This is a genomic window from Thermorudis peleae (assembly GCF_000744775.1).
GTDB classification, from domain to species: domain Bacteria; phylum Chloroflexota; class Chloroflexia; order Thermomicrobiales; family Thermomicrobiaceae; genus Thermorudis; species Thermorudis peleae.
Genome location: NZ_JQMP01000001.1, coordinates 180,008 through 196,783, shown reverse-complemented (window position 1 = coordinate 196,783; position 16,776 = coordinate 180,008). Strand labels below are relative to the sequence as shown.

Sequence of the window (16,776 nt, the reverse complement as noted above, 5' to 3'; positions counted from 1 at the left end):
ACAAACGAGGAACAACGATGAACATGGTGGTTCCTGAATGGCTCTCCTGGCAGGCACAGCGTGTCCCTAACCGTCAAGCCCTGGCCACTTCAGATGCCACGTTCACATTTCAGCAACTTTGTGCCGCGGCTGATCGTCTCGCCCGCCAGCTCATCGCTTTCGGGGTAGCATCGGGCGATCGTGTTGCGACCTTGCTGCCCAATAGCTACACGATGGTGCTCGCAGTGCATGCCGTGAGTCGCATCCCAGCCGTTCTTGTGCCGCTGAACACCCGGCTCTCCCCAGCAGAACTCGCTCCACAATTGGCCGAGGCAAGCCCACGCGTGTTGCTCACCAACCAAACGCTGTTGGCGCACGCTCAGGCAGCGCTCGAACAGGCCACCACCCATGGTCTTGAGCAATCATGCCGTATCGTTCTCGCTGACACAGCCGATGCAGACGCGCTCTCAGTGCCGCTGCTCGAGACTGCGCCCGAGGCTCCGGCAACAGTGCAGCGCACGGTCGATCTCAATGCCGTACATACGATCGTGTACACCTCAGGAACCACCGGTCGACCGAAAGGCGTGATGCTGACCTATGGTAATCATTGGTGGAACGCCATCGGCTCGGCGCTCAATCTTGGGGTTACGCCTGATGATTGCTGGCTCCTCTGCATGCCACTCTTTCATGTTGGGGGAATATCGATCCTCTTCCGGAGCGTCATTGGCGGGTTTCGCGTGCTCGTACACGAGCGTTTTGATGCAGAGGCGGTGAACGCTGCCATCGACCGTGGCGACGTCACGATGATCTCAGTCGTCAGTACCATGCTCTGGCGAATGCTCCGTGCACGGGGCGAGCGGCCCTTCCCGCCTTCCCTCCGAGTGATCTTGCTTGGTGGCGGGCCAGCTCCGCGCCCACTCTTGGAAGCGTGCGCCCGTCTTGGTGCCCCGGTGGTACAGACGTACGGGCTTACAGAGACCGCATCGCAGGTTGTCACGCTCGCGCCAGAGGATGCGCTGCGGAAGTTAGGAGCGGCTGGCAAGCCACTTTATCCCAACGCACTTCGCATTCTTGGCAAACGGGGTGAAGCAACGCCGGGCGAAGTGGGCGAAATCCTCGTCCGTGGCCCCGTCGTGACGCCAGGCTATTTTCGCCAGCCAGAACGTACAGCAGCAGCGTTCCAGGACGGTTGGCTACGTACCGGAGACCTTGGCTACCTCGACGAAGACGGGTACCTCTACGTGCTCGATCGACGAGAGGATCTGATCGTAACTGGCGGGGAGAACGTCTATCCCGCTGAGGTCGAAGCTGTGCTACTGGCTCACCCTGCCGTGGCTGATGCCTGTGTCGTAGGCGTGCCTGATCCTGAGTGGGGCCAGCGGGTCGTCGCCGCAGTCCAACTACACCCTGATGCCCAACTCGACGCCGCCGCGCTTCAGGCCTGGTGCCGTGATCGCCTGGCCGGCTATAAAGTTCCACGGGATATCCGGTTCGTCGCTGCCTTGCCACGCACGGCCTCGGGAAAACTGCGCCGGCATGCCGTCCGCGACGGATGGACGCAGCCAGCCAGCGAAGCTGCACCGCCCGCCACGGCTCGTGGCCGGCCTGGCGAGTGAACGCTTGCATCCTATTCCTACAGTCGTGCTCCATTCCTGCCGTTGTCGACCTGGCGCAGGCCAGCTTCACTGACCAGATTTGCATCAAGCCAGTTCATCCCGGGTAAGCGCGACCCTTGCCAACCCAACGCCAGCAAGCAGCGTGAGCACAATCGCTGCCCCGGCCCACGCTGGTGCCGGCAGCCAGTGGCGCGGGACAATCCAGAAGAGATGCGCCATTTCCCAGGTTTGTCCACGCCGCCAGCCCATCCACTGCCCGACCCAGGTCGCGAAGCTCAGCGCCCCCAGCATCGTCTTTGTACGCCCAAGCATAAGCCAGGCCATCAGCGTCACCAGGCCGAGAGCCAGCCCACTCCCAGGACTGCGCGCAAACGCTGCTGCCGTCACCCCAGCGACAGCAAAGAACGCGACAACCACCAGCGCCCGCGCCATCTGGTCGATAGCAAGACTCCTCGGTAGTACCGGCAACCCAGGTATCGGTTCGATGCGGTAGTAGAGCGAGAAGCCAATCGAGGCAAGTGCCAGGCAGGCCCAGTCAACCACGAGCATGACCCAGCTGATCAGCACGGCTACGGTTACCTTCGACGCCAGCCACTGCCACCGTCGTGCCCCGATGCCCAGCACAGTACGTACCGTCCGCCACTGCCATTCACTCCCCATTAACTCGGCTCCTAGGGCCAGGAGGAAAAGCAAACCCGGACCACTCGCCAACCACCCTGCAGCCCAGATGCCAGTCTGCACGGGCTGGAGCAGCGCCATACGCGCAACGATCGGGGGAACGAGCGTCTGGGTGAACTGCTGGTCGATCTGCGGCTTCATCTGGCGGAACTGGTCTTGCGCCTGTTGACAAATCACCCCAGGGGGAAGGTTCAGCTGCTCGCAGGTCGGCACAGGAATACCGGTCTTTTGGATCTTACGGTATTGCTCGAGATCATCTGATAGCCCTTGCAACAGGCTGAACGCGAACAGAAGCTGCAAAAAGACAAAGCCGATGACCATAAGGAGGATGGGCGCCCGCCAGGACTTGCGCAACTCCAGTTCAAGCAAGCTTAGCCCGAGGCGCCACTGCGGCATGCTAGACTACCCCTTCCCGCTGAAGTACTTCCCGGTAGAAGGCAACAAGGCTCTGCCGCTCGATAGAGCTCGCCAACGGGAAAACGCCCCGTGTTGCCAGCGCCTGGTGTACTGCAGGCCCGACCGTACCATCGCCCGTCACGCGCACCAGCCCGTCAGACTGAGCCATCACGGGCCAGCCGACAAGCGCCTCGAGCGCTGTTGTCACCTGCTCCGGAAGCACGCGGACGACATACCCGACTGGTGGCGTTAGCTCAGTGAGTGTGCCCTCGGCAACAATCCGACCACGAACCAGCACGGCAACCCGATCGGCGAACGTCTCGGCTTCAGCAACCTCGTGCGTCGTCACGAGGACAGCCACCCCAGCTGCACGCCAGCGGTCGAGCAACTCGTGCAGCAGTGTTCGCCCAGGTTCGTCCAGGCCAGTGGCGGGCTCATCGAGGACAACAAGGTCAGGCTGGTAAGCCAGAACCACGGCTAATCCCAGTCGCTGACGCATGCCTCGCGAGTATCCACCAACCGGGCGATCGGCCACCGCATCCAACCCGACCGTGATGAGCGCGTCCTTGATCGTCTGATCGTCAACCGTCTGCCGGCCATCAGCGAGTGCTGCTAGTCTGAGGAGGTAGCGTACATTCGCCCAACCATCGAGTGTTGGGTAGAATGCGGGCTCCTCGACCAGGACAACGGCCCGGGGCGGCGGCGCGTGTGGAGGCAGCGTCGTCCCGTCGCCGAGTCGCCGCACGCCTGCGTCTGGTTGCAGCATGCCAGCGATAACCCGCAGTAGTGTGCTCTTCCCGGAGCCATTCGGCCCCAGCAGCACCGTCACGGCCCCAGCGGGCAAGGTGAGCGACACATCCTGGAGCACTGGACGCCGCTTCAGCCGCTTTGTAATGCCTTGGAGAACGAAACGTGCCTGCTCTTCTCGACTCATGATCATTTGCGCTCAGTGCGAGGGGGAACCGCTGGCTCGATCGCGTGCCTTATGGCCGGCTCCCTCCCCGTTACCGTTATAAAATCCACCCAAAGCCATACAACGGCTTACTGACACACGTACCGAGACCAGAGCTTATCTGTATCGTTCCCGCAACACTCACAAACCCTGACCCCGTATAAACGTGATCAACGTGGCTCCATTCCGTTGTTGGCAAGAAGACTTCCCAACCACTTCGGCTGATTGCCCCGACTGGCGCTGTTCCAGCCCAACTATAGCTTGCGTACACAAACGGTCCCTGCGAGCTCTCAACAAACAATGAAACATTCGCGTAGCCATCACCAGCATCACCGATAGACATAGAAGCCGTCCCACAATCGCCTTCAACCGTATTATCCGGCGAAATACGCTGAGAACCTGCTGCTAACCCCTGCTCGTTAGAGGACTGCAGACGATACAAAGGCACAGTAACCGTCGTAAGGTGAAGCGGGTACTTGCCTTTGTCGCTGCCAGCTGCACTTACAGATTCTAGAACAAGAGAGAAAGCAAGGAAGTTTATCAAGAAGACGCTGACGAGCAGTCCAAAGCATCCTCTCTTCTTCTGCATGCCATTGCCTCCTTGCTACCGTTCTCTCTCGCTGCGATCCCGTTCATCGTTGTGTAGCTTTTATCGCACACCACATTTGGCACCTTCTTTCCGCTACATCCACGCCGCCAGCTGGCTCAGCAGAGCGTATTCGTGGGCTGATACCCTATCGAAACCCCCTTTGAACGGTATCTGACTCATCTTCATTCTACCCCCTCCCCGGCCAATTTGTCAAGAGGATGACCTGCCATCGCCCAGTTGCTCAAGTGCTGGGCTGGGCGTACAATCGCGCGGTGACAACGGGGCAGGCCGATGGCTCAGGCGGAGGCGGAAGGGTGTATCTGCTAGACCAGCCAGATGCAACATTGGCGTTTCGCCGACAGTATCGCGGGCTGATTGGGATCGGCAGCAAGGTGCCGCTGCGCGACCGTGCGATGCTCAGCCTCGTCTACACGCCTGGCGTTGCCGAGGCATGCCGCGCAATCAGCCGCGATGAAGTCGCATCCTTTGAACTCACTGGACGCGGCAATACCGTCGCGATTCTCACTGACGGCACTGACCTCTTCGGGCCCACGCGTGGGCCTGTTGAGGCTGCACTGCCCTTGCTTGAGGCCAAAAGCGTCATCTTCAAAACATTTGCCGGCGTTGACGCCGTGCCGATTTGCGTCGATCTTCATGACCCACTCGCTATCGTCGAAGTTGCCCTGCGACTCACGCCAACCTTTGGAGCCATCTGCCTTGACCATATCCGTGCTCCGCATAGCTTCACCATCGCCGATCACCTCGAAAAAGGTGCGCCGATTCCAGTCTTTAGTAACCAGCACCACGGCACGGCCATCCTCGTCCTCGGCGCGCTCAAGAACGCGCTTGACGTCGTTGGCAAGCAGCTCGAGCAGGTGCGCGTCGTGATCGCTGGCGCTGGGCTCTCCGGCATCGGGGTTGCCCGGCTGCTCTATCGCGTTGGCGTGCGGGATATCGTCGTTTGTGACCGGGCCGGCGCGATCTACGCCGGACGCACGGTTCGGATGAACTGGGCTAAGGCCTATCTTGCCAAGGAAACGAATCCGGAACGGCGCCGCGGCTCGCTGGCTGACGTCCTCAAGGGCGCTGACGTCTTCATCGGGCTCGCCCAGGGCAACATCGTGACGCCAGAGATGGTCGCCAGCATGGCACCTGATCCCGTTATCTTCGCGCTCGCTTTGCCGACGCCTGAAATCGATCCAGAACTTGCCAAGCAAGCGGGGGCTGCAATCGTCGCCACGGGCCGCGCTGATTATCCCAACATGATGGATATTTCGCTTGTCTTCCCGGGCGTCTTCCGCGGGTTGCTCGATTCGGGCGCGCGCAACATTCGCCTGCGCACACTGGTCTACGCCGCAGAGGCACTGGCGAGCCTCGTGCCCCCCGGCCAGCGCTCGCCGACGTCGATCGTGCCCCAGCTCTTCGACTTCCGCGTCGCGCCAGCCATTGCCGCGGCGGTCGTCCAAGCGGCAAATGAGACACGCGAGGCGACCAGGTCGGTTGATCCAGCGACCGTGGCTGAAAACACGCGTCGCTACGTCTATGAAGGGACGTTTGAACCACGGCGGCCGCTGAGTATGCGGCCGCGTTCACTTGCGGAGGAGGCGATCGAACTCCGCCAGCGTCATCACGGCGTCCTCGAGATCCGCAGCAAGATCCCGATTCGTGATCCGCACATCCTCAACCTTGTCTACTTACCGCCGGCAGCCCTCGTGCCGGTGGACGAAGTACGGCTGAATCCGCCCGAGGTCTATAACCTAACCGTGAAGGGCAATCTTGTGGCCATCGTGACTGATGGCAGCGCGGTGCTTGGGCTGGGTGATATCGGCCCGCAGGCTGCCTTGCCCGTCATGGAAGGCAAAGCCGTGCTCTTCCAGTCGCTGGCTGGAGTCGAGGCGTTCCCAATCTGCGTCGCTGAACGTGACCCGCAGCAGATTGTCGATCTTGTTGAGGCTATTGCACCATCGTTTGGTGGAATTAATCTTGAAGATATCTCAGCTCCACGGTGCTTTGAGATCGAGGCGGCACTAAAGGAGCGGCTCGACCTGCCGGTCTTCCACGATGACCAACATGGCACTGCCGTCGTCGTGCTCGCTGGCCTCATCAACGCGTTCCGCTTGCGCGGCACACCCCTCAACGAGGCAAAGATCGTCATTAACGGGGCCGGAGCCGCCGGCATTGCGACTGCCAAACTCCTGCTTGTCTACGGGGTCGGCGATCTCATTCTCTGTGATCGCCATGGCATCATCGCGCGTGACCGTGAGATTGGCATGAACCGCTACAAGCTCGAAATGGCGCGGCTCACAAATAAGCAGGGGTTGCGCGGCACATTAGCTGACGCCCTGGTCGGCGCTGACGTCTTCATCGGGCTGTCCTCGCCTGATATCCTGACGCCACAGATGATTAGCACGATGGCCCCAAAGCCGATCATCTTCGCCCTCGCCAACCCTGACCCAGAAATTCACCCTGACGTGGCACTGGAAGCCGGCGCACTCGTCGTCGCCACTGGGCGCTCCGACTATCCAAATCAAGTCAACAATTCCCTCGCGTTCCCTGGCATCTTCCGCGGCGCACTCGACGTCCAGGCACGCGATATCAACGATGCAATGAAGCTCGCTGCCGCTGAGGCAATCGCGTCACTGGTCACCGACCGCGAACTCGCCAGTGGTCGCATCATTCCAGACAGCCTTGACCTCCGCGTTCCTCCCGCGGTCGCCGCGGCCGTCGCGCGGGCTGCGCTCGACACCGGCGTCGCGCGTGTCGCCGCCGACCCCGACGAGATCGCAGCCCGTACGCGGACGATGCTTTACGAGACCGTGCGGTAACTAACCTCACGCAGAAGACCACACCTGCCCACCGGGTTCCTGGATGCGAGATCCCGGTGGGACTTTTTTCGCTTTAACCAAGTTCAGCGAGCGTTGCCGAGATCGATCAACGACGATGCTTGTGGCATGATCCCCCCGCTTGACAAGACGCCGAGGATTTGTAATCATGTAATCACTCTTGCAAAGAGTACGAGAAGGAGTACAATGCGATGACATCACGAATGAACGACGACATCCGCGGCTGGTTTCTTGGCCGTCTCCCTGACCATTGGTTTCAAGGCGAGCCGGAGATTACCACGGATCGCGAGGAGATTCTCGTTGTTGGCACCTTGGCAGAACCCAATCTGCCCAGCGACCTTTCGCCCGAGGCGAGGCAGCAAGCGATTCTGGCACGTATCCAACGCTTCCGTGAAGAGACACGGCCGCTACGGATGGAAATCGCCCGCGAGGCTGAGTATCGCTTCCGGCGGAAAGTCTCCTGGGGGGTTGTCTGTGCCGGACAACGCCAGCTCTTCACTGTCCTGAGTGTTCCAGTAATGACCCGACTGCGTTTACCCGAGCGGCAGACGCTTGATACGCTGGTTGAAGCTGGCATTGCCCGGAGTCGTAGCGATGCGCTTGCATGGTGCGTCCGGCTCGTCGCCCGCCACCAGGCCGACTGGCTCGCGGAACTCCGTCAGGCTCTGGTGCGCGTGCAGGAACTGCGCCAGAGTGGACCAGCAACTGAAATCACCGACGAAAGTTGACGAGGGAGCAGATTCAATGCGACAGACACTCATCGTTCAGCCACTTGCCAATTCACAGCCCAATGGGCACGCACAGCCGACATCCACGATGGATGCGCGCGAGGCTGAGACCGTCCTTGATGCGTATTCGCAGGCCGTGGTGACCGTCGTTGACCAGATCCTGCCAGCGGTCGTTGGGATTGCGACAACCCGCCATGGGCTTGTCCGCACCGCACATGGTAATCAACCGTTCGAATTGCCCAGCGCTGGCACGGGCTTTGTCATTGCCCCAGATGGCTATATCCTGACCAATAGCCACGTTGTCCACGGTGCTGATCGCCTGACCGTGACCTTAAGCGATGGGCGTGAACTTCCAGCAAGCCTCGTCGGCGAAGACCCGGCCACCGATCTCGCAGTGATTCGTGTGCAGGCAAGCGGGCTGCCAACCGCACAACTTGGCGATTCTGACCAGGTGCGAGTTGGGCAGCTGGTGATTGCCATTGGCAACCCGTTTGGCTTTGCGGCGACAGTAACGACTGGCGTCGTCTCAGCCCTTGGGCGCTCACTCCGCAGCCAGACAGGGCGGATGATCGAGAACATCATCCAGACGGATGCCGCACTCAACCCCGGCAATTCCGGAGGGCCGCTCGTTGACACGCGTGCGCGGGTTATTGGCGTCAACACGGCCATCATCGCAGGAGCCCAGGGATTGAGTTTTGCGATTCCGTCCAACACCGCCCGCTGGGTCGCTGGCTTGCTCATTAAAGATGGCCGTGTCCGTCGAGCCTATCTGGGCGTCGTGCTCGAAGTGCGCCCGATGCCCGGGATTGTTGCGCGAGCCAACGGTCAACAGCAGGCTCAGGGGCTCGTCGTCCGCCAGGTTGCCCCTGGCAGTCCGGCTGCCCGCGCTGGGCTGCGTCCTGGCGACGTGCTCGCGCGCGTCAACGACCAGCCACTCACCGGCTTCGACCTGCTTCAGCGCATGCTCGGGCAAGCGGCAATCGGTAGCACACTGGTGCTTACAGTACGGCGGGGCCAGCAACTGCTGACCATTCCCGTGACCCTCGATGCTGAGCCCGACGCCTGACCGGCATGCTCTGATGGCCGGGAGCGAGTTGTCACGGACCCGATGGCGCTGGCAGCAACGGGATGCCAAGCGCCCTGTGCAGGTCCTCGTAGTGCAGACTATGGCCAGAGACTTCCAGGCGCGCACACCTCGGCTCGGCCATGGCCCCATGCCATCCCGTCCGTGTCCGTCGGAGCCCGTGAAACCTGGTCGAGAGCCGTTAGCTCGTGGATCCGGCTTTCCAAGTTGCCTGCAGCGCTGCCGCGATGTCCCGCAGCGCCGGATGCACCACAGCGTCGTCCAGGCCGAGCACGAACGAATCGATCACCAGCTCCGGCTGGGTTTCGTGGTACTCGAGTGCCTGCAGCGCTGTCTCAAGCTTATCAAGCTGACGAACCAGTTGCGCCTCGAGCGTTGCGCCCGTCTCGTACTCTTCCCACAACGACTGCAGTGCTTCCGCCAGCGATGGTGGGAGCACTGCCGTCATCTCATGCAGAGCTGCGCGTTCCGCGTGCGACTTGGCCGCGGTTGCAGCTGCGTCCCTCGGTGGTGGCTGGCGAAAGAGCGCCGTGCGATCAGCCCCAGCAGCAAGCGCGTCATCAAACGGTGTCCGATCACCGGCGAGCGCCTCGGGCATGTCGTGGACGAGCGCAAGCAGCGCCATTCGTGCTGGATCCGCACCGCCAACAGACTGGCCGATCAGCCAGGCAAGAAGAGCGAGACGAAAACTATGGTCGGCAACCGATTCTGGCTCGCGCACGCCACGGTCGATCCACCCTTTGCGGCGCAGCTGTTTCAGCTTGCCAACAAGGCGGAGAAAGGCCAGCAACTGGGACCATTCGCTCGCTGCGTTCACGAGGCTGCCTCCGCGGGCCGTGCCGCGACCGTATTGCGCAGCACGCCGATCCCCTCGATCTCGACCTCGATGACATCGCCCGGCTTCATCGGCCCCACGCCCTCCGGGGTGCCAGTCATGATGACATCGCCTGGTTCGAGCGTCATCACGTTGGAGATGAAGGAAACCAGGAACGCTGGTGGAAACAGCATGTTGCTCGTCCGGTTGTTCTGCCGCACCTCCCCGTTGAGTCGCGAGCAGATTGCCAGATCATTCGGGTCGAGGTCGGTGACGATTACGGGACCCAGCGGACAGAACGTGTCGAACCCTTTGGCGCGGACCCACTGCCCATCTTTGCGCTGATAGTCGCGATGGCTCACATCATTGCCGCAGGTATACCCGAGCACATAGTCGAGCGCTGACGATTCAGGCACGCGCGATGCTCGGCGCCCGATCACGAGACAGAGCTCTGCTTCATAGTCGATACGGTTCCCTGGCGGCAACAGGATGGTCCCGCCATGGCCGAGGAGCGCAGACGGCGGTTTCATGAACAACACGGGTTCATCGGGAATGGTGCGCGTCGGATCGTTCTCGGTTACATGCAACGCATAGTTGAGGCCAACCGCGACAATCTTGCTTGGTCTCGCTACCGGCGGCAACACGGTCTGTGCAGCAAACGGCCCGATCTCTTCACCTTTACGTACCACCCCCTGGAAGGGATCACCGTCAGCACGATAGGCTACCCCATTCTCGACGACAACCAGCACTGGCGTATCACCGAGCAGCACTCGCCCAAGTTGCATGCGTTCCTTCCTCTCCTCCTTTTTCACTGTGCGGTATCCTAGCACGCCGACCGCCTAGCCGAATCCCCACAGGCTCAGTTAAGATTGCACGTGTCGGAACACGGCCGATGCCGTCCGCGATCAACGGAGACCGCGGCGGCGCACCATGAGCGGTGCGGAGGAGCAGAAGATGAGCGAACACAACGTGTTTGATGTAACCATCATCGGTGGTGGGCCGGTGGGGCTCTTCGCCGCCTTCTACGCTGGCATGCGTGGCCTCACTGCCAAAATCATCGATTCCCTGCCCGAACTCGGCGGCCAGCTCATCGCGGTCTACCCGGAAAAGTACATCTACGATGTCGCTGGCTTCCCCAAGATCCTCGCTAAGGACTACGTCAAAGGCGCAGTCGAGCAGGGGCTCTCGACCGGCGCTGTCCCCTGCTTGGGCGAGACCGCCCAGACCCTCACTTGGCTGCCCGAGGCCGGCTACTACGCCCTCACCACCGACAAGGCTACCCACTACACCCGCACGGTCATCATCTGCGCGGGTGTCGGCTCCTTTGAACCCAAGCGCTTGCCCGCCCCGACCGTCGCCGCCTTCGAAGGGCGCGGTGTCCACTACCTTGTGCGAGATCTGGAGTCCTTCCGCGACAAAGACGTGGTGGTCGTGGGCGGCGGGGACTCGGCCGTCGACTGGGCGCTGGCGATCACGCCACTGGCCCGCTCGCTGACGCTGGTCCATCGCTCGAAGTTCCGGGCCCACGAGCGGTCGGTCGCCGCGCTCCATGCGTCGTCGGCCACGCTCTACTACCCCGGCTACGAAGTGGTTGAAGTGCGGGGCAACGCGCACCTTGAGGAAGTCCACGTCCACCACAGCCCCAGCGGCGAAACCCGGGTGATCCCCGCCCAGGAACTGGTGGTCGCCATCGGCTTTGTGGCGGACCTTGGCCCGCTCAAGAGCTGGGGGTTGACCATCGAGCGCAACAGCATCGTCGTTGATCCCCAGACGATGGCGACGAACCTGCCGGGGGTGTTTGCCGCCGGGGATGTGGTGACCTATCCCGGCAAGTTCAAGCTGATTGCCACGGGGGCGGCGGAAGCGATCACGGCAGTCAACCACGCGGTGGTCTACCTCAACCCCGCAGCCCGGCTGGACGCGGGGCACTCGACCAACGTGATGGAGAAGCGCGAGCGGGCAGCGCAGGCGGCCGAAGCCTAGCCGGTTCTCGCCCCTGCAGCGTGCCAGCGCTGGGCAGCAGCAAACGCACCAATGCCCAAGCAGGCTGCACGGGCACCGGGGCCGCCGTGAGCAAGTACGCGCACCGCGGCGGCTTCGAGCAGCGCCCTGCCAGCGTGCGACGCGCAGGCGAGCTGATGCGCACACGCGGCCCGCGCCACTCCCAGGGCCCGCGCCATCGCTCCCCACGCCGGCCAGCTGACGCGCACGCTCAGTGCCCGGACGCGGCGTCCTTCCCCCGGCCTGGCGCGGTACCGTGGAAGCCAGCTTGCCCAGGCGGCCCGGAGTGGACATGGTTCCGGTCGCCGCCCCCGTTGCCCGGCCGCGTCCCCGCCGCTGTCCCGGCGCTGGGCACCGCCGGCGGCGTCGCCGCTGAACGCACGCTGGGGCACGGGCTCAGTCGGCGGCTGCCGGCGCCGCCTCCACCGTCCGCTCGTAGCGCGCCGTCACCACCGTGTGCAGCCCACCCCGCACGTTGAAGTCCGCCACCACCGTCAGCCGCCGCGGCTGCAGCACCCGCACCAGATCATCCAGAATCTGGTTCGTCACCGCCTCGTGGTAGTGCCCCTCGTTGCGAAACGACCAGAGATAGCACTTGAGCGACTTCAGCTCCACAATCCAGCGGTCAGGCACATACCGGATCGTGAGCGTGGCAAAGTCCGGCTGCCCCGTCTTGGGACAGACGCAGGTGAACTCGGTCGTCGTAATCTCAATCTCGTAGTCCCGCTCCGGCTTGGGGTTGGGAATCGGCTCCAGCTCCTTGCTCGGCTGCGTCGGCATCGTCCACGCCCTCCCAATCGCACGGCATCTCTACGCCGACTACCTGGCCCGAGTATAGCCCGGCAGCGTGCATGAGCCAGGGCCAGGGGCACGGCCACCCCCGCACGGATGACCAGCCCGCTCACCGCAGCCCAGCTGCACGAGAGCATCCACCGGAGCAGCCGACGGGCCCCGCAGCCGCCGCCCCCGCGCCTGTGCCTGCTGCGGCGCACCCGCGGGGATCCGCCAGGGCCTGACGCAGGATACTGCCCCGGGGGTGGACGTCCTCCCCCGGGGCCCGCGCGGACTGCCTCCCCGCCGCTACTGGATCAGGAACGGCTGGGCCAGGCTGTTGTTGGTTTCGTTCAGTTCGACCACCCCATTCCCCCAGTCGGCCACCGCCACCAGGTACCCCTGCTGGTGCGGCGTGCGTGGCAAGGCGCGCACCGTCACCTGGCAACTGGCCTGCTGGCCAACCCCGAGCGGCCCAATCCCACAGGTGCCCAGCTGCAGGTCGTCAGCACTGGGCGTTGGGTCCGCGGAGAAGAGCAGGGCGACGGTGCTGGCCGGGGCAGGCGCGGTGCCCTGGTTGCGCACGGTCACCGTGGCCCGCAGCGGCCCACCGCGGGCTGCGCGTGGGCGGGCGTCGAGCGCGCTCACCACCAGGTCCGGCTTGGGCACCGGCGTCGGCGTGGGTGTCGGCGTCGGTGGCGGCGTCGGCGTTGAAGGCGTGGTCGGCACGAAGGTCGCCGTGCAGGTGAGGGTCGTGCCGACGGTGACCTGAATCGTCGGATTCGTCCCGGTGCAGTCGCCCGACCAGCTCTGGAACGTCCAGCCCGGGCTCGGCGTGGCCGCGAGCCAGACGAGCTGGTTCAGGAACGGCCGCTGGCTGGGCGTGTTGATCGTCTGGGTGCCGGGACCTGACTGATTGAAGCGCAGCGCGGTTGAGCCGTCCCAGTCCCAGACACTCGAGACGACGCTCCCCTGCCCCACCACCGTCAACTGCGCGCTCGTGGCTCGGGCCGGCGCCAACCCCCAGCTATTATCGAGGGAGTTCCACGCCAGCGGCTGCCAGACCGCGAGGTAAACGTCCTGGTCACCGGCCGGTTGAGGCTGGAGGACGCCGGCCGGGCCGACCGGCAGGTTGCGCGGCAGGCCGCTGAGGAGCTGCCCGTCCTGGCGGGTCGCGCGGGCAAGGAAATAGATCATGGCACAGGTGTCACCCTCGCACACGGTCTCGTCCCACAGTACGAGCCCGCCGGCAAATTGATTCAGGTTCCGGTCGCTGCCGAGGTAGCTCCAGGCCCGCACGGTGACGGTCGGTGCGGTGGCGTCGCCGCCCAGCTCGAGCAGGGCGAGGTAGTCGTTGACCGTACCACTCGGGCCGTTGTAGGTCTCGTCGAAGAAGGCGCTGCCTGCGGGCGTCCAGCCCGACCCGACCGGCCCGCGCACCGTCACGGCGAGCCCCAGCACCTTGCCGAGAATGGTGAGTCCTCTACCGCGATCGTCACCAGCCGAGCCGAGGCAGGTACCGTAGCGCAGGTCGCTCGCGTCGTTGCCGTTCGGCGCAATCGCGACCAAGAAGGCGTCGTAGCTCCCGTTCCCGCAGGCCTGCAGGCGGTTCACCGTCGTGGGGAAACTGGCGCTGTCGGTGAATCCGAGGATCCAGAGCAAGCCGGTCGCTGCCTGCCGCACAACCTGTACGGCTATGTCGCTGCCAGGTGAGCCGAGGAAGGTGCCGTACTGCAGGGTCTGCAGGTCGAGGCTGAAGACGGCCAGCCAGCCGTCACGGTATGGGTCACCGCCCTGGCAACTCGTCTGGAAGGCGCCGGGCGTCGTGTGGACGCCGCACGAATTGCCCACGACCGCGAGGCCGGTGTCCCAGACGACGAGGTCGTAGGCGTAGGAGGTGTCTCCTGGCACGGAGTTGTACGTCCAGGCGGTCAGGTTGCCGTTCAGGTCGAAGCGGGCGATGACCGCGGCTCCGAGCGGCGGCGTGCTGCCGGAGCGGTCGAACGAGGTGTCGTACGCCCCGTTGGGGATGTTGGCCGCCTGCCAGTCAGAGTCGGTAGAACCCACGGCGTAGACCGCCCCATTGGCTACCTGCACGCCAGCAAAATATTCACCGTAGACGTTCGCTGCGCCGCCGATGCGGCGTGCCCACTGGAGCGCGCCGCTGGCCGTGAGGCGGGCGATGAAGGCGTCCTCGGAGCCCCCACCTGTCCCGATCAGCGTGCCGGGGAAGTCGCTGAAGGAGGTGGTATGGCCCACGACGAAGACGTCGCTGCTCGTGGCATCGACGGACAGGACGATGTCGTCCCCGCTGCCGCCGAGGTAGGTCGCCCAGCTGATCGTCGTCAGAGCCGGGTCGAGGGCGACGAGCACGGCGTCGCCTGGCCCGCCAGGCCGTGGCCCACCAGCGCCTGGGAAGGTCGGCGACTGCGTGTAGCCAGCCACAACCAGCCGGCCGTCCGGCAGCCGGTTTAGAACGCGTCTGTTGTCAGCCGAGTCGAGACCGCTTCCCCCGAGAAAGCTCGCGCTGACCAGCGGGTCGATCACGACGGGCCGGGCTGGATCCACCGGGCCGCGTAGCTGGACGCCGTAGCGCTGCCCGGCAACCCAGTAGGCGGCCGGGATCGGGTCACGCCCGCCGTCTGCCCGCGGCTGAAACGCCTGGGGCGGTGCTACCTGTAACGGGGGACCACTCGCCGGCCGCAGCACCAGCCCGCCATCACCTGTGGACTCCACCGTCGCCCCCGCCACCTCTACCGCGATCGTCGCCGGACTCACCCCAGGCGCCAGCGTGAACAGCTTCTCCACCCCCTGGGACCGTGGCACCAGCCGGACGGTCACCCCCGGCCAGGGGTCAGCCAGCTCCAGCCACTGCGCTGTCGGCACCGCCTCCTGCCACTGCTCGGGCGTGCCAACGTAGCGGCGGACCACCGTCGGGCTGGCCGGCCCCGGCCGCACCGCCCGGGGCTGCCCCGCCAGCCGCTCGACCACAGCCGCCTCACGCGTCGCCAGCGTCAGTGTCCCGTCCTGCCCTACCCAGACGCCCAGCCCGCCCAGCAGCGTGCTCAGCCCCGCCACCACGCCCGCCGGGTACTGGCCCGTGTTGAGCAGGAAGGGCAGAGCCACCCCCGCCTGCTGCAGCGCCGCCTCCGGCGACGACGCTGGTGCAGCCTGCGGCCGGGCCACCCGCGGCACCAGCGGTAGCCCCGCCCCGAGTAACAGCACGACCATCGACCAGACCACCATGCTCCGTCTACGCATCACCCTGTTCCTTTCAGCGCTGCTGTCTCCTCGGGCAACTAGCCCACCCCTGGGCTAGCCACCCCACCACCTCAATCACTCACCGCGGCTGCTCCGGCTGAGACGGCACCGGTTTGCCACCCTGGTCCTGGCACCAGCCCTCCCGTACCCGGTTGAGCACCAGTGCCACCAGTCCGGCAACCGCTAGCGCTGTCTGCCACGGCGACGGCAACAGCGCCAGGAACGAGGCCATCCCTGCCAGCGCCTCGGTCACCGGCTGCCCCGCCCGCAACGCCTGGCAGACAGCCCGCAGGACATCGTCAAGAATCCCGGTCGCATGCACCGCTTCGTGGCCCGCCGCAATAGCGCTCGCACGCGTGAGGCGAAACAGCGCCTCAGCCGCCTCGTCCGGGTGACGAGCCATCCCGGTGCGCTCCTCGGCTACCAGCGCCGCTGGCTGCACGCGGCGTCGCACGTCCTCACGCGCACGCAACGTGACGGCCGTTTCACCTTCGAGCGCTGCCCCAATCCAGGCATAGGCCTCCTCATCGGAGACCGGCTGCGCCTGCAGCCACTGGGCCGCTTGCTGGATCAGGGTGGCCAGAGCGGCGGCATCATGAGACGTCGTCATCAGCCATCCTCCTTCCCTTGACGCCTCTGCACACCACTGACCAGGTGCCAGTCGGGCGAAGCCCGCGGGCTTGCGAGCGGTGCTGCCGGTCCTCACGGCCCTCCTCTCCCCGGCAGCATGCCACCGCCGCGCCGTCCAGCCAGGCACGGGCTGCTCGTTCACTCCTGGGCATAGCCGAATGCGCGGGGAAAGGGAATACGACAAAGCGCGTAATACTGGGGTGTACGGACTACGCCTTTTGTCGTATGCCGGGTGTACGTACTACGCCAAAAGGCGTAGTTTATGTTGTGAAGCTTCACAATTTTGGCTGTGAGGGTGGCCAGGTGGCAGCAGAGTTGGCCCAGCATCGCGGGAGCGGATACTGAGTGGGCCGTCGATGCGTTCGCCTGGCAGAGTGGCCCGGGTTGGTAGGCGGCCAACCGGTAGCACTGGGCAGCGGAGCTGGGAGGAGTGA

General features: G+C 64.3%; 13 protein-coding genes. 5 read left to right on the top strand and 8 right to left on the bottom strand.

Going from position 1 to position 16,776, the window contains the following annotated elements; translation table 11 throughout:
• Nucleotides 1–23 precede the first annotated feature (23 nt).
• A complete protein-coding gene (locus tag N675_RS00880) occupies nucleotides 24–1,595 on the top strand; it encodes an o-succinylbenzoate--CoA ligase (RefSeq protein WP_038037845.1) in 1,572 nt (523 codons plus the stop codon).
• 84 nt (nucleotides 1,596–1,679) lie between these two features.
• Here the strand turns inward: N675_RS00880 and N675_RS00875 are convergent, their stop codons facing one another.
• The 3 genes from N675_RS00875 to N675_RS14190 form a co-directional block, all read right to left on the bottom strand.
• Nucleotides 1,680–2,669, bottom strand: a complete 990-nt coding sequence (locus N675_RS00875) for an ABC transporter permease (protein WP_038037444.1) — start codon at nucleotides 2,667–2,669, stop codon at nucleotides 1,680–1,682.
• A gap of 1 nt (nucleotide 2,670) precedes the next feature.
• Complete coding sequence (locus N675_RS00870; RefSeq protein ID WP_197066246.1) at nucleotides 2,671–3,603, bottom strand: ABC transporter ATP-binding protein; 933 nt, start codon at nucleotides 3,601–3,603, stop codon at nucleotides 2,671–2,673.
• Between the two features lie 76 nt (nucleotides 3,604–3,679).
• Complete coding sequence (locus tag N675_RS14190) at nucleotides 3,680–4,210, bottom strand: hypothetical protein (RefSeq protein WP_156100761.1); 531 nt, start codon at nucleotides 4,208–4,210, stop codon at nucleotides 3,680–3,682.
• Between the two features lie 314 nt (nucleotides 4,211–4,524).
• Here N675_RS14190 and N675_RS14770 point away from each other — a divergent pair, with 314 nt between their 5' ends.
• The 3 genes from N675_RS14770 (at nucleotide 4,525) to N675_RS00845 (ending at nucleotide 8,847) form a co-directional block, all read left to right on the top strand.
• Nucleotides 4,525–7,035 (top strand): malic enzyme-like NAD(P)-binding protein, encoded by a 2,511-nt coding sequence (locus N675_RS14770; protein ID WP_081886736.1) that lies wholly within the window; start codon nucleotides 4,525–4,527, stop codon nucleotides 7,033–7,035.
• A 209-nt stretch (nucleotides 7,036–7,244) separates the two neighbouring features.
• The gene (locus N675_RS00850) at nucleotides 7,245–7,781 is read left to right on the top strand and encodes a hypothetical protein (RefSeq protein ID WP_038037439.1); all 537 of its coding nucleotides are present in this window, start codon (nucleotides 7,245–7,247) and stop codon (nucleotides 7,779–7,781) included.
• Nucleotides 7,782–7,797: 16 nt separating this feature from the next.
• On the top strand, nucleotides 7,798–8,847 hold the full coding sequence (locus N675_RS00845) for a S1C family serine protease (protein WP_156100760.1): 1,050 nt from the start codon (nucleotides 7,798–7,800) through the stop codon (nucleotides 8,845–8,847).
• Nucleotides 8,848–9,046: 199 nt separating this feature from the next.
• Here the strand turns inward: N675_RS00845 and N675_RS00840 are convergent, their stop codons facing one another.
• Both N675_RS00840 and N675_RS00835 read right to left on the bottom strand, forming a co-directional pair.
• Nucleotides 9,047–9,682, bottom strand: a complete 636-nt coding sequence (locus N675_RS00840; RefSeq protein WP_051913725.1) for an HD domain-containing protein — start codon at nucleotides 9,680–9,682, stop codon at nucleotides 9,047–9,049.
• Complete coding sequence (locus N675_RS00835; RefSeq protein ID WP_038037437.1) at nucleotides 9,679–10,464, bottom strand: fumarylacetoacetate hydrolase family protein; 786 nt, start codon at nucleotides 10,462–10,464, stop codon at nucleotides 9,679–9,681. Before N675_RS00835 ends, N675_RS00840 begins: the two co-directional genes overlap by 4 nt.
• 169 nt (nucleotides 10,465–10,633) lie before the next feature.
• On the opposite strand from N675_RS00835, the gene N675_RS00830 reads away from it, so the two are divergent.
• The gene (locus tag N675_RS00830) at nucleotides 10,634–11,662 is read left to right on the top strand and encodes an NAD(P)/FAD-dependent oxidoreductase (RefSeq protein ID WP_038037434.1); all 1,029 of its coding nucleotides are present in this window, start codon (nucleotides 10,634–10,636) and stop codon (nucleotides 11,660–11,662) included.
• A 414-nt stretch (nucleotides 11,663–12,076) separates the two neighbouring features.
• On the opposite strand, the gene queF is transcribed toward N675_RS00830, so the two are convergent.
• From queF to N675_RS00810, 3 genes are all read right to left on the bottom strand, one after another.
• On the bottom strand, nucleotides 12,077–12,460 hold the full coding sequence (gene queF / locus N675_RS00820) for a preQ(1) synthase (protein ID WP_038037430.1): 384 nt from the start codon (nucleotides 12,458–12,460) through the stop codon (nucleotides 12,077–12,079).
• 300 nt (nucleotides 12,461–12,760) lie between these two features.
• On the bottom strand, nucleotides 12,761–15,712 hold the full coding sequence (locus N675_RS00815) for a DUF7948 domain-containing protein (protein WP_231577878.1): 2,952 nt from the start codon (nucleotides 15,710–15,712) through the stop codon (nucleotides 12,761–12,763).
• Nucleotides 15,713–15,791: 79 nt separating this feature from the next.
• Entirely contained in the window at nucleotides 15,792–16,322 is a 531-nt protein-coding gene (locus N675_RS00810; protein WP_038037424.1) for a hypothetical protein, read from the bottom strand.
• Nucleotides 16,323–16,776: the final 454 nt, after the last annotated feature.